Genomic DNA, 12,475 nt, shown 5'->3' on the forward strand with positions numbered 1-12,475 from the left:
GATTTAAGTTAAGAAGAGAAAGAAAAAATAGTTATAATCTTTTTAGAAATCTTCACAGAGCCTAATAATTATTGCTCTTTTTGTTATTAATTGTTAAAATCCGTACATTAATTTTTTATAAATATAAATGTCTCGTACGAATTTAATATTATCCTTTTTTATTTTTCTACTGATAATAGTTATTACTACTTTTTTCATAAGTAATTACAGAATGCATAAAAATACAAGTTGTATTATGGATATTTGGACTTATAGTTATAAAAAGTTCTATAGTACCATACGTGAAGATCAATTAAATTTTGATCTAGTACTTGAGCAATTAGAAGATAGCGAATCTTTAAACTCAAGAGATAAAGCAAGGTTAGAAAAAATTTGCTCTTTTCAAGTAGAAGACGGAATGGTACGTTTAGAGGTAGCAAAGGGTTATGATTGCTTACTACGTCTTTATCTAGACAAAAATGCTCCTTTAGTTCAGCAATATAAAGCGATTAAAAACGGTAGCTACGGTTTAGATACTTTATATACTAAAAAAGCTGCGATTAATTTAGCTAAACTCATTATTTTAGGTCACGAAGGAAAAGTAAAAGAAATATTAGAAATAAAAAATGATGATGATTTCCTAAAATATTATAGCGGTTATACAGCGGATGAGATTCCTTTTTTAAATAGTTTAATCTCTCTTAATATACCGGAACTTACTGCTAGATGTTTATATAGGCTTAGCTTAATTCACTTACTAGGTAGGTCATCTTTTAATGAAAAAACTATACAAACTGATTATAAGCTTGCCATAGAAGAAATACAAAATGTAATTAAGTTAACCGGTATAAGGCAAAATAACATACTAGATATAGCATTAACTATTAATGATAAGTTTGCTATTCATGCCAGTACAGTAATAGCCTCTAGTTTACTAAATAGCGATTTAGATAGTTTCTATAGATTTCATATTGTTATGGATTCTAATGACCCTGTTAGTCAAGAATCAATGGAAAAATTAGCTTCCATGAAATATATCAGAGATTATTCTATAGATTTTATTACTTTTCCTGAAAATATATTAAATCAAGCTTTAAAAGATAAGAAAATAAAATTTACGTATAATTGGCCTAGTTTAGTAATGTATAGGTTATATTTTGATCAAATCTTTCCTCATCTAGACTCTATATTATATCTTGATGCGGATATTGTAGTGTTGCATGATTTGAATTCTCTTAAAAAAATAGATATGAGTAATTATATTGCCGCAGGTAGCATAGATACAGGTATTACATATTGTAATCATAAATTGATAAAAGAATGTAAAAGAAATATGGCTCATTCTTACAAAAATAGCAGGATAGTATTTTTAAACTTAAAAAATATGCGAGAAAAACAAACTGAATCTGCGATATTAGAAACTATAAAAAAATCAGAATGTGACTTTTCGCTTCCTGATCAAGATGTGTTAAATATAGCTTTTCATGATTACATTTATCCTTTGTCGATGAGATGGAACTTTTTGACATATTTTGAAGATCAAAGCCCTTATTTTTCTTACTTCATTTTACACTATGCAGGACCTAAGCCATGGACTACCGATAAGCATGAACTATGGAAGACAAATCAGGACAAATTAGATAAAATCACAAAATATTACTGGCGATATAGAGAAATAACACCTTGGAGTAGTATAAATTAATTATTTTAATTGACTTTAGCACTTAAGAGATTTAAAAGTTAACTTTAATATGTAAGGTTACAATAAAAATGTTACCGCCTAAAATTTTCTTTGAAAAAGTTAAAGAAATAATTTGGCCTATAGAAAGGAAAGAATTAAAGCTATTTATACCTATGGCTTTAATGATGTTATGTATCCTTTTTAATTTTGGGGCTTTAAGATCTATCAAAGATAGTTTAGTAGTACCCTCTATGGGGGCCGAAATTATTAGTTTCTTAAAATTATGGTTAGTATTACCCTCGTGCGTAATTTTTACCGTACTTTATGTTAAGCTTAGTAATAAATTAAATTTTGAATATATTTTCTACATTATAGTTGGCAGTTTTTTACTATTTTTCTTATTATTTGCCTATATTATTTATCCCAATCAAGATATTTATCATCCTAACGATGAAATGATAAATAATTTAATTGCTTCATACCCTAATTTTAAATGGTTCATTAAAATAGGTAGTAAATGGAGTTATGCACTGATGTATATTTTCTCAGAATTATGGAGTGCAGTAGTCATAAACTTAATGTTTTGGCAGTTTGCCAATCACATTTTTGATACTTCTAAAGCTAAAAGATTCTATCCAGTTCTTGGAATGGTCGGTAATATAGGTCTCATAATAGCAGGTAGCGTACTTGTTTTTTTCTCAAGCGGGCAGGAGGTCATTGATTCAGAATTATTACCGGATTCTTTTAATTCATCTGCCGGAAATGCTATAATGCTTCAGCCTATCATGTCAATTATTGTTGTTGCAGGAATAATTGCTATGCTTCTATTTAGAATAATAAATAGATTTATTTTAACGGATTCCATAAATGTTTTAGATACAAAAAAAGTTACGGCTAAAACGAAAACAAAACTTTCGGTAATTGAAAGTATCAAATTAGTAATTCACTCAAAATATATAGGTCGTATTGCTTTACTAATAATTTGTTATGGATTATTAATAAACATAGTGGAAGGACCTTGGAAAGCAAAAATAAAAGAATTACATCCAAACACTATAGACTATGTTAACTTTATGGGCAGGTTTAATATTTGGATGGGGATATCATGCGTTACTTTCATGGTAATAGGCAGCAATATACTTAGAAGACTCGGTTGGCTCATTTCTGCATTATTAACTCCTATTATGTTGTCTATTACCGGCTTGATGTTTTTTATCTTTATAATTTTTATTGAAGAAATAGGAGCATGTTTCGGTGATTTTAATCTTCTATATGCAGCGATTATTGTTGGAGCTATTCAGAACATACTTAGTAAATCGTCCAAATATTCATTATTCGATTCAACAAAAGAAATGGCGTATATTCCTTTATCTTTAGAGCTTAGAACTAAGGGAAAAGCTGCCGTAGAGGTAATAGGTACTAAATTCGGTAAATCGCTTGGAGCATTTATACAGTCTTTGATATTTATTATTATTCCGACTGCTACCTTTGATTCTATTATAATATATTTATTAGTAATTTTTATAGTTATGATGAGTTTATGGATTTGGAACGTTATAAAATTGAATAAGGAATATATAGAATTGTGTAAATAATGGCATCACGTCATTGCGAGCAGCCGTAGGCTGCGTGGCAATCTCATGAAATAATACTCCTGAGATTGCTTCGTCAAAATTTTCAATTTTTCCTCGCAATAACGGAAACTACAGCTAAAATAATGAAAAGAATTCTTAAAATAATATTATTTATAACTATCTTTATTATACTCGCATATAGTGGGCTATGGTTTACTATTATGTTCTCTTTATCACACTCTATAAATCAAAAATATGCCGGTACCAACCTTAATATAGAAGAAACTGATAATAATCCTAATCAGCAATATCTTATTAAATTTTCTAAAGTTCAGCCATATGGTTTTCCTTTTAAATTAGGTATTTCGGTAATTAATTGGCAAGAAGAGAGTATTAATAGAGCAATTGAATTTACCACACCGATAAATATCGGTTATGATTTACTTAAGCAGAAATTATTTATAAATTTTTCCGGAGAAGCATTCGGAAAATTTAAGCCGGTTGAAAGAGGGTTTGGAGTAAGATTTTATAATGAGAACTGTATATTATCAACAAAAATACCGTTAAATTTTAAATTATTTGAAATAGTACGATCAAAAAAAGATTTATTTGAAGTTATAAATTTAATAGAAAATATTAAATTTACTTCCGGTAAAACAGAAATTTTTGACTTAGTAGATAATCAAAAATTATATGAAGAAGATCATACTATACTTACTATGTTATTTGACAAAAGTAAGTATTATACAAGTAAACAGGATTTCCTTGATAATATACCGCAAAAATTAGAAATTTATTATGAAACCGAAATAATAAAAAGTAATCTTGAAGATAGAATAATACCTGCCGGCTTATTATTATATAGACCCGCTTGGAATAATAATTTCAAATTTTCCGGTAATTTCTTGATTAGTACTAGTAGTTTGCATTTTAAAGATATTGCTAAAGATTTAACAATTGAAGTTACTAATGCAAAAATAAATAGTAATAATTTTGAAAATAATATTAATTTATTATATAAAGGTAAGTTAAACGATTTCGGCAATAATAATATTGATCTTTTGATAGATTCGCAATTTAAGCTAAAACCTGGTTTTATAATAGGTTCATTAGAATTTATAAAGAAATATTACGATAGGCAAACCTATCTGTTTAAACTTTCCAATAATAATCTATATAAAGATTTTAATAATGAACTAAGCTATATTTTAAATAATAATAAACAATATAATTTTAGTATTTTTGAAGATAGGCAATATAATTTTAATTTAAATATTAATTTAGTTACTGAATTAAATAAATTAACTAGAACACAGATAAATGCTTTAAGTCTATATTCAAACGCATCGGGATTTAATATAACAAATGAAACTATAGTAAATGCTCTTAAAGATTCTTACAGTAAAGGTACGATAGTAATTAATGATTACTCTAAAATAATAGATGTTTTAAGTCTATATGTATATGGAGTAGGGGATTTTAAAAACTTATCCAAAGAGAGCAAAGAAGTATATGGAGATGCTCTAAAATCATTTTTAAAAACTATATCCGACCACCCGAATTCATCTAATTTAATTGACGCTAGCATTGAGTATGAGTTTGATTTATCCGATTTAAACAAAGCTAAAATAGGTAATATAGATGATATAAATAAACTTATACCTTTATATTATTTATCTTTATACCAAGCAGCAGTAAAAAAAGTGAAACCCGGAGAAAACGTAAAAGAAAAAATTATGGAGTTAATTCCGAGCGTTAATCAAAAAATATTAGAGGAATGTATAGTTGATGAACCTCGTTAGTCGTCATTGCGAGCGGTCGAAGACCGCGTGGCAATCTCGTGAAAATAGTACAAAATTTCTGAGATTGCCACGTCGAGGCTTCGCCTCTCCTCGCAATGACAGAAAAATTTAAAAAAATACCATGAATATTATAGTAAAAATACAGCAAGATTTAAAAGATGAAGTAACTAAGTTAAACGATTTAATCATTAGCTGTTTAAAAAGTGATGAAGAATTAATAGAAACAGTAGGTAAATATTTACTAGAGGCGGGTGGTAAAAGAATTCGTCCGCTTTTAACTATAATAACCGCTAAAATGTTTGATTATAAAGGCGATAATCATATAAAGCTCGCAAGTGCCGTTGAATTCATTCACACCGCTACATTGCTTCATGATGATGTGGTAGACGACAGCACTTTAAGAAGATTTAAACCTACGGCTAACGTTATTTGGGGAAGTAAAACAAGTATTTTAGTCGGTGATTTCCTCTTTAGTCAGTCTTTTAAGTTAATGGTAGCTTCCAGCTCTATTAAAGCTATGAATGTTCTAGCTAAAGCTTCAGCAATTATTTCCGAAGGGGAGGTAGTACAGCTGGTTAAGCTAAATGAGCGACGCATTATAACTATAGACGAATATCAGCAAATAGTTAAATCTAAAACCGCCGAACTATTTGGAGCTTCTTGTGAAGTTGGAGCTATTATAGCAGAGCAGGTAGACCATATTTCTAAAGATATGCGGGACTTTGGGAAATTACTCGGAACGATATTTCAGGTTATAGATGATCTACTTGATTATTTGGGCAATGATAAACAGGTAGGCAAAAATATCGGCGATGATTTCTTAGAAGGAAAAGTTACGTTACCGCTGATTTTTTTATATAATAAGCTAGAGCAAGATAAACAGCTCTGGCTTGAAAATATAATTAAATGCGATAAGCGTACTAATGATGAGTTTATTAAAGTACGTGATTTGATGATTGAACATGAAATTCATAATGAAACAGTTAGTTATTTGAGTAACTTAGAAAATGAAGTAAATAAGTTATTAAATAAAATTCCGGTTCAGAATAGTTATAAAGATTATTTATTTTCGATTATTAGATTTATTTTGGACCGTTCTTATTAGTATTTTTAACTGGATCCCACGATCAAAGTCGCGGGATGACAATAGAAAACTGATTCACGCAACAAGGCCTGCTCGCAATGACAGGGCGGTATCCTCATTTGCATTCGTAGCTCAGCTGGATAGAGCATTGCCCTCCGAAGGCAAAGGTCGTTGGTTCAAATCCAATCGAATGCACCATCACTAAATCAACTCAATATAACGGTCATTTAGAGTATATCTTCTTGAAGATAGATTAGTTATATTCGATGAAATTCATAGATTTCCTGAATTATTTCAAAGCTTACGTAGTCTTATTGATCAGGGCAGTTGATTTGTTACTTGTCAGAAGATTAAATCCTTTTCATTCAAATATTGGGAAAAGACTTGTTAAATCACCAAAAATTTATATCAGAGATAGCGGTCTAGCACATGCACTATTAGGGATAGAAACTTATAACGATCTAGCAGGTCATCCGGTAGTAGGTACTAGTTTTGAAGGATAGTTATTCATTTTCCATAATCTATATTATAGAACAATTATTTTTTTATATTGCTTTTCTTTTTCCCATCGTAATACGATTTCAGGAATGTTCAGGGATTGTAAAAATATTGAAAATTGACGAATGGCTGGGACGGGAGGATTCGAACCTCCGAATGACGATACCAAAAACCGTTGCCTTACCACTTGGCGACGTCCCAATGTAGAAAATAATGAAGAGTTGATAGACGAAGTTTAATTTGGAAAAGAGCAAGGCATCTTGAAAGATAACTTAGCCAATTTTTCAAATTAAACGATTATATGGACTTTATACCAATAAATAGCGGAAACGTCAATTACAATAATTATTGTAAAAATAAATTTATTTCATTATTGAGCCAATTTTCCTGAAATCCGCAAATAGCAGGAAAACTATCAGAAACATAGCCCTCTTGTTTGGCTCGTTGCTCCATAAGCTTTAAACCAAGGGAATATTCTGTTAATAACCCACTGTCATTACGAGCAGTCGAAGACTGCTTGGCAATCTCGTCATATTTTCCTGAGATTGCTTCGTCGACATTTTGCGTCTTCTCGCAATGACGGATACTTTTATCCAAATCAGCAAAAAACTCACATAAAGCTACTGCATCTTTAATATGAAAATCGATTGCATGCTTAATTTCTACATCGTTCTTACAAGCTTTAAGCGTTAAGCATGGATCAGTAATTTTTTGTACTTTATACCATCCATAATATAAAGGAATACAAGTAGATTAACTCGTTCTTTTATCATTGGTAGACGACGATGCCAATTTTTGAAATTCACCGAGTATACCATCCATAATATAAAGGAATACCGAGAATAGTAAAGGAGCTAGCTATAATCAGAGTTTTAATAGGTGTTTCATAGATAACCCATACACAAAAGATAATCGATATTATGGCTATAAGTAAATAATAATAAGAAAAATTTTCTTTTGAGCTAAAAATTACCTTTAAGAAAGCTAAGCTACAAATTAAATAGACGAATAAGAATGTTACCGCCGAGAAATCTATTATTTGCGTAATTTGTGCGGCAAAATTATCATTTGCCGTAAAGATTAATAACGGCACAATTCCAAGGCAGCTTACAATAATTCCGTTAGTTGGAGCGTTATTGCTATTTTTCTTAGCAAAGAATTTCGGTAATAATCCGTCTTCTGCAAGCCCTAGAGCAATCTGTCCGCTAGTTAGCACCCAAGCATTGAGTGTACCTATACATATAATCGAGGCTATAACCGTAATTACACTTGAACATTTACCCCCGAATAATAATGTAGCGGCATCGGCATAAGGAGCTTTAGAGCTAATAAGTTCAGAAGCAGGGATTAATCCCATTATACCTATGCTATTGATAATATATAACACCGCCACGCAGAAAGTTCCAACTATTATGGCTTTTGGAATGGTTTTTGCCGGATCTTTTACCGCTCCTGCCGTGGTAGTTGCACATTCTACGCCGATAAATCCCCAAAAAGTAAGAAGTGCGACTCTTCCCATAATGGTTGGAATGCTTAAACTTTCTACTTCTTCAGCTATAGTTATATTATCTATATTAAAATGAGATAATGCACATAAGCCCACTACAAGCAACGGAACGAATTTTAAGAGAGTCAAATAAAACTCTGCTTTTCCTGCTACTTCAGGACCTTTTAAATTTAAAACCGTAATAGCAGCTAATAATATTATCTGTAATATTAAATCCAAAATCGCTTGTGATTGAAAAAAAGGCGTTAGGTAACCTATTGCCGAAATGACAACTATACTTGTACTAACAAAGGATATAACCCAGTAAGTGAAGCCGGTGAAGAAAGCTATTTTATCCCCGAAACTCTCTCGTACATAAACGTGCGGACCGCCTGTTTTAGGAAATTTTGCACATAAGGATGAAAATACAAGGGCTATACTCATAGCACCGAATAATGAAAGTACCCAGCCCCAAATGCTATATATACCGAACGGTGCTAAACTTAGCGGTAATATAAAAACGCTAGTACCGATTTGACTGCCGGTTACTAAGGCAAAAACCGTCCAGAAACCTAATTTTTTCGACATAATTTTGTTATTGATTTAATTATAGAAACGGCTTTTAATATAGCTATAAAAACGATTTTATGCAACTTATTAAAAAATACAATTTCCTTTTTAATTATTTTTATATTATGAAAGTAAAAAAAATAATAAAATATATAATATTTTTGGGCGGTATTATTTTAGCTATTTATCTTAATATTGAACCTCTTTATACACCTACTGTTTTAGTTACTTCTCCTACCCTTACTTACTTTCCTAAATATATTGCTCATAAATCCTTAACTTCTGAAAAATTTCAAGGTAATAGTGTAGAAGCAGTACAAAATGCTTTAATGAGCTACTTAGACGGAATAGAAGTAGATGTGAGATTATAAAAAGATGGAATTCCTTTTTTATATCAGGCTAAAACCTTAGAAGAAGCTACAAACGGATATGGTAAACCGAAAGATTATAAATGGGAGCAACTTAAACAGTTATCATATAAAAGCAACAATCAAAAATTATTAGCATTAACTGACCTTTTTAATTTGGTCGGATCACAAAAATTCATTTTTTTAGATATAAAAAGTGATAAAATATTTGATCATGAGTTTTGTTCTAAAATTACTGAATTAATAAATAAATACCACCTTGAAGAAAGAGTTATTGTAGAATCATTTAACCCTTTCTTTTTAGCATTAATGCGTCTCAATTCCCGAAATATTTTGTTGGTATATAACTATATAACAAATTCACAAGCAGGTGGGGAAGAAATACAAACGCAATTAGATCAAATTCCTTGGATATTAAAACAACCTTTTTTTCAAAAACAAATCAGAAGAATGGTATATAACTATATAACAAATTCACAAGCAGGTGGGGAAGAAATACAAACGCAATTAGATCAAATTCCTTGGATATTAAAACAACCTTTTTTTCAAAAACAAATCAGAAGAATAATAAGACCTGATATGCTAGGGATTAGATTTAATACTCCCTTAAAATTAATTAAACCATTAATAGATCATGGTTATCCAATTATGATATGGACTGTAGATGATAAACAAATTGCCGAAGATTTTTTTTAACTTAGGAGTTAAATCCATTCAAACTAATAAACCGTTAGACCTAATTAAAACGCAAGAATCTAGACCTTTTATTATTTACGATGCGGGTGGTACCATTAGCAAACCAAGTTTAATAATTCATGCTAAAAACATATATAATATTATAGAAGCAATTAAAAAAGCAAAATTAAACAATAAAAAAATTACTATTGCCGGACGTAAGCACTCTATGGGTGGGCAATCTATTTTAAATGATTCGATTCATTTAGATATGATGGAAATTAATAAAGTAGTTTATAACCCTGTAACACAAACAATTACTATAGGTGCCGGTGCTACCTGGAAGAAAGTTCAAAATGTACTTGATCAGTATAACCGTTCTATAAAAGTAATGCAGTCAGATAATATTTTTACCCTCGGCGGTACACTTAGTGTTAATGCTCATGGGTGGCAGGTTAACGCTCCGCCTATCTCTTCAATAGTATTATCTTTAAAAGTAATAACTGCTGATGGGATAATAAGAGATATAAATAAACATACTGAACCGGAACTTTTTCGAGCTGTTTTAGGAGGTTATGGTTTATTTGGTGTTATAGTTGAAGCAGAGCTCATAACAGTAGAAAATCCACAAGTTATTTTTCATGCAAAATTTATGAATTATAAGGATTTCGTAAATAACTTTAAAATTTATATAACTGAAAATTCTAATGCTGAACTTGCTTATGGGCGTTTATCAGTAGGGAAAAATCACCTATTTGAAGAGGCAGGTTTGTTTTGGTATGAAAGAACTAACAAAGAGAACCTTACAAAAATACAACCTGAATCTTTAATAGCTTTAAAAAGAGGAATTTTTAGAATATCTCAATATTTTGATTTAGGTAAAAAGATAAGATGGAATACAGAGAAATTATATGCACAAAAAATGAGTATTAAATCTCCTATTTCTAGAAATAGTGCTATGAACACCGATATACATATTTTATGGCCTCTTTATGGAACTGATAAAGATATTTTACAAGAATATTTTATACCTAAGGAACAATTGAGCAAATTTATAGAAATCTTTAAAAAATATGTGCTGAATTTTAAATTGCAATAATTGAGATTTAATCTTACATTTAGTAAAATAAGATAAATATTAAATGGAGGATTAGAGATGAATCTAAATCAAAAAATAATAAAGCCAAAAATAGGATTACTAGAATTAGCTAAGAGTCTTGGTAGTATATCGTCCGCCTGTAAAGCAATGGGATACAGCAGGGACAGTTATTATAGGTTCAAAGAGCTATATGAAACTGGTGGAGAAGAGGCGTTATATGAGATTAGCAGGAAGAAGCCAATTATAGCGAATAGAGTTGAACCAGCAGTAGAGAGAGCAGTATTAGATATGGCAATAGAATACCCAGCCTTATGGTCAGATGAGAGTATCAAATAAGCTTAAAAAGACTGGTATTCTTGTATATTGGTTACAAATAAAAGAAAAATGGGACCAGGACCATATCTTTAGCAGTGAATTTTTTGAACATATTAATAATGCAAATTTATAAATTATAACTACCTATACACTAAAGGATTTGCCGCAGCCACAGCCTGCTTTTTATGGATGTGCCGTAATTGCTAGAATAGTGATGTTATCTTTGTTTGGTCCGTAATGCCAAAAAATTCTATAAGCAGCAGGAGTATTATTTTCAGCATAAGCTTAATATTTCTTCTCCGTTATTTCTTTTAACAGATTTATATTTATGGGTATTTAAACTAGGATGACGAGGATTCATTTGTAAATATGCTAGTGTACAGATTAGTTAATAAATTAACGTCATTGCGAGGAAAATTACGAAGTAATTCGACGAAGCAATCCAGTTAAAAATTCTGATTTACAGAATTTTTTATTATTTTTCTAGATTGCCGCGTCGCTTCGCTCCTCGCAATGACGATATCAGTTTCTATAAATTTAACTTGTCCTTTAGCAGAATCTTTAATAAGTGGAATTAACATTATTACACGTTAAAAGATTTGCCGCAGCCGCAATTAGCTTTTTCGTTAGGATTGGTGAAGGTGAATTGGGATTTGAATTTAGTCTCTACATAGTCCATTTCAGAACCTAGAATATACATTAATGCTTTTGGGTCGATTAGTATCCGTACGCCCTTTTCTTCTACTACTTCATCGAATTGATTTTTACTGTCGGCATATTCAACGTAATAAGTCTGACCGGCACAACCGCCGGCTTTAACCCCTACCCTAATACCAAAGGTAGGCTTGGCTCGTTTTTCTATTAGCAATTTTACTTGCTTTGCAGCAGAATCGGTTAATGAAATAACATTTTTCATGTTTTAAGAGTCTTTTTTGCTTTCTTTTTTCTGTTTGTAATCGGCAATAGCTGCTTTTATTGCATCTTCAGCAAGTAGTGAGCAATGTAATTTTACCGGCGGGAGCGATAATTCTTTTGCTATTTCAGTATTTTTAATCTCTTCGGCATCGTTTATTGATCTGCCTTTAACCCACTCTGTTACTAAAGAACTTGAAGCAATAGCAGAACCACAGCCGAATGTTTTAAATTTAGCATCTGTAATAATCCCGTCATCATCAACTTCGATTTGTAATTTCATCACGTCACCGCAAGCGGGAGCTCCAACGAGTCCCGTCCCGACATTTTCACTTTCTTTATTAAGCGATCCAACATTACGAGGATTCTCATAATGATCTATCACTTTTTTGCTATAAGACATTGTTATTCTCTAAAATTTGGTTTTATTTG

The 12,475-nt window shown here is 30.8% G+C and carries 12 protein-coding genes, 2 tRNA genes and 2 pseudogenes; 10 read left to right on the plus strand and 6 right to left on the minus strand.

Annotated elements, in window-relative coordinates:
- The first annotated feature begins 211 nt into the window (after positions 1–211).
- The 6 genes from ACE38Q_RS03360 (at position 212) to ACE38Q_RS03385 (ending at position 6,623) form a co-directional block, all read left to right on the plus strand.
- On the plus strand, positions 212–1,681 hold the full coding sequence (locus tag ACE38Q_RS03360; RefSeq protein WP_500190096.1) for a glycosyltransferase family 8 protein: 1,470 nt from the start codon (positions 212–214) through the stop codon (positions 1,679–1,681).
- 68 nt (positions 1,682–1,749) lie between these two features.
- Complete coding sequence (gene tlc3 / locus ACE38Q_RS03365; protein ID WP_500190097.1) at positions 1,750–3,255, plus strand: nucleotide exchange transporter Tlc3; 1,506 nt, start codon at positions 1,750–1,752, stop codon at positions 3,253–3,255.
- A gap of 122 nt (positions 3,256–3,377) precedes the next feature.
- Positions 3,378–5,036: a hypothetical protein gene (locus tag ACE38Q_RS03370; protein WP_500190098.1), complete on the plus strand. Its 1,659-nt coding sequence runs from the start codon at positions 3,378–3,380 to the stop codon at positions 5,034–5,036.
- 121 nt (positions 5,037–5,157) lie between these two features.
- A complete protein-coding gene (locus ACE38Q_RS03375; protein WP_500190099.1) occupies positions 5,158–6,141 on the plus strand; it encodes a polyprenyl synthetase family protein in 984 nt (327 codons plus the stop codon).
- Between the two features lie 100 nt (positions 6,142–6,241).
- Positions 6,242–6,318: transfer RNA gene (locus ACE38Q_RS03380), tRNA-Arg, on the plus strand.
- 68 nt (positions 6,319–6,386) lie between these two features.
- Positions 6,387–6,623 carry a DUF4143 domain-containing protein gene (locus tag ACE38Q_RS03385; protein WP_500190100.1) on the plus strand — a complete coding sequence of 79 codons (237 nt, stop codon included), beginning with the start codon at positions 6,387–6,389 and terminating at the stop codon, positions 6,621–6,623.
- A 121-nt stretch (positions 6,624–6,744) separates the two neighbouring features.
- On the opposite strand, the gene ACE38Q_RS03390 is transcribed toward ACE38Q_RS03385, so the two are convergent.
- The 3 genes and pseudogenes from ACE38Q_RS03390 to ACE38Q_RS03400 form a co-directional block, all read right to left on the minus strand.
- Positions 6,745–6,819, minus strand: a tRNA-Gln gene (locus ACE38Q_RS03390).
- Positions 6,820–6,999: 180 nt separating this feature from the next.
- Positions 7,000–7,338: pseudogene (locus ACE38Q_RS03395) on the minus strand (aminopeptidase); the annotation flags it as partial.
- 82 nt (positions 7,339–7,420) lie between these two features.
- Entirely contained in the window at positions 7,421–8,692 is a 1,272-nt protein-coding gene (locus tag ACE38Q_RS03400) for an APC family permease (RefSeq protein WP_500190101.1), read from the minus strand.
- 107 nt (positions 8,693–8,799) lie between these two features.
- On the opposite strand from ACE38Q_RS03400, the gene ACE38Q_RS03405 reads away from it, so the two are divergent.
- From ACE38Q_RS03405 to ACE38Q_RS03420, 4 genes and pseudogenes are all read left to right on the plus strand, one after another.
- Complete coding sequence (locus ACE38Q_RS03405; RefSeq protein WP_500190102.1) at positions 8,800–9,045, plus strand: hypothetical protein; 246 nt, start codon at positions 8,800–8,802, stop codon at positions 9,043–9,045.
- A 153-nt stretch (positions 9,046–9,198) separates the two neighbouring features.
- Positions 9,199–9,738, plus strand: coding sequence for a hypothetical protein (locus tag ACE38Q_RS03410; RefSeq protein ID WP_500190103.1), 540 nt, complete (start codon positions 9,199–9,201; stop codon positions 9,736–9,738).
- Positions 9,719–10,816 (plus strand): FAD-binding oxidoreductase, encoded by a 1,098-nt coding sequence (locus ACE38Q_RS03415; RefSeq protein WP_500190104.1) that lies wholly within the window; start codon positions 9,719–9,721, stop codon positions 10,814–10,816. The genes ACE38Q_RS03410 and ACE38Q_RS03415 overlap by 20 nt, the downstream gene beginning before the upstream one ends.
- Before the next feature lie 57 nt (positions 10,817–10,873).
- Positions 10,874–11,204: pseudogene (locus tag ACE38Q_RS03420) on the plus strand (helix-turn-helix domain-containing protein); the annotation flags it as partial.
- 373 nt (positions 11,205–11,577) lie between these two features.
- Here the strand turns inward: ACE38Q_RS03420 and ACE38Q_RS03425 are convergent.
- Genes ACE38Q_RS03425 through iscU form a run of 3 tightly spaced genes read right to left on the minus strand, consistent with a single transcriptional unit; the run spans position 11,578 to position 12,446 of the window.
- Complete coding sequence (locus tag ACE38Q_RS03425) at positions 11,578–11,712, minus strand: hypothetical protein (protein WP_500190105.1); 135 nt, start codon at positions 11,710–11,712, stop codon at positions 11,578–11,580.
- A gap of 2 nt (positions 11,713–11,714) precedes the next feature.
- Complete coding sequence (locus tag ACE38Q_RS03430) at positions 11,715–12,047, minus strand: iron-sulfur cluster assembly accessory protein (RefSeq protein ID WP_011271171.1); 333 nt, start codon at positions 12,045–12,047, stop codon at positions 11,715–11,717.
- A gap of 3 nt (positions 12,048–12,050) precedes the next feature.
- The gene (gene iscU, locus ACE38Q_RS03435; protein WP_500190106.1) at positions 12,051–12,446 is read right to left on the minus strand and encodes a Fe-S cluster assembly scaffold IscU; all 396 of its coding nucleotides are present in this window, start codon (positions 12,444–12,446) and stop codon (positions 12,051–12,053) included.
- Between the last annotated feature and the right edge of the window lie 29 nt (positions 12,447–12,475).

This window comes from Rickettsia endosymbiont of Thecocarcelia acutangulata (assembly GCF_964263195.1).
GTDB classification, from domain to species: domain Bacteria; phylum Pseudomonadota; class Alphaproteobacteria; order Rickettsiales; family Rickettsiaceae; genus Rickettsia; species Rickettsia felis.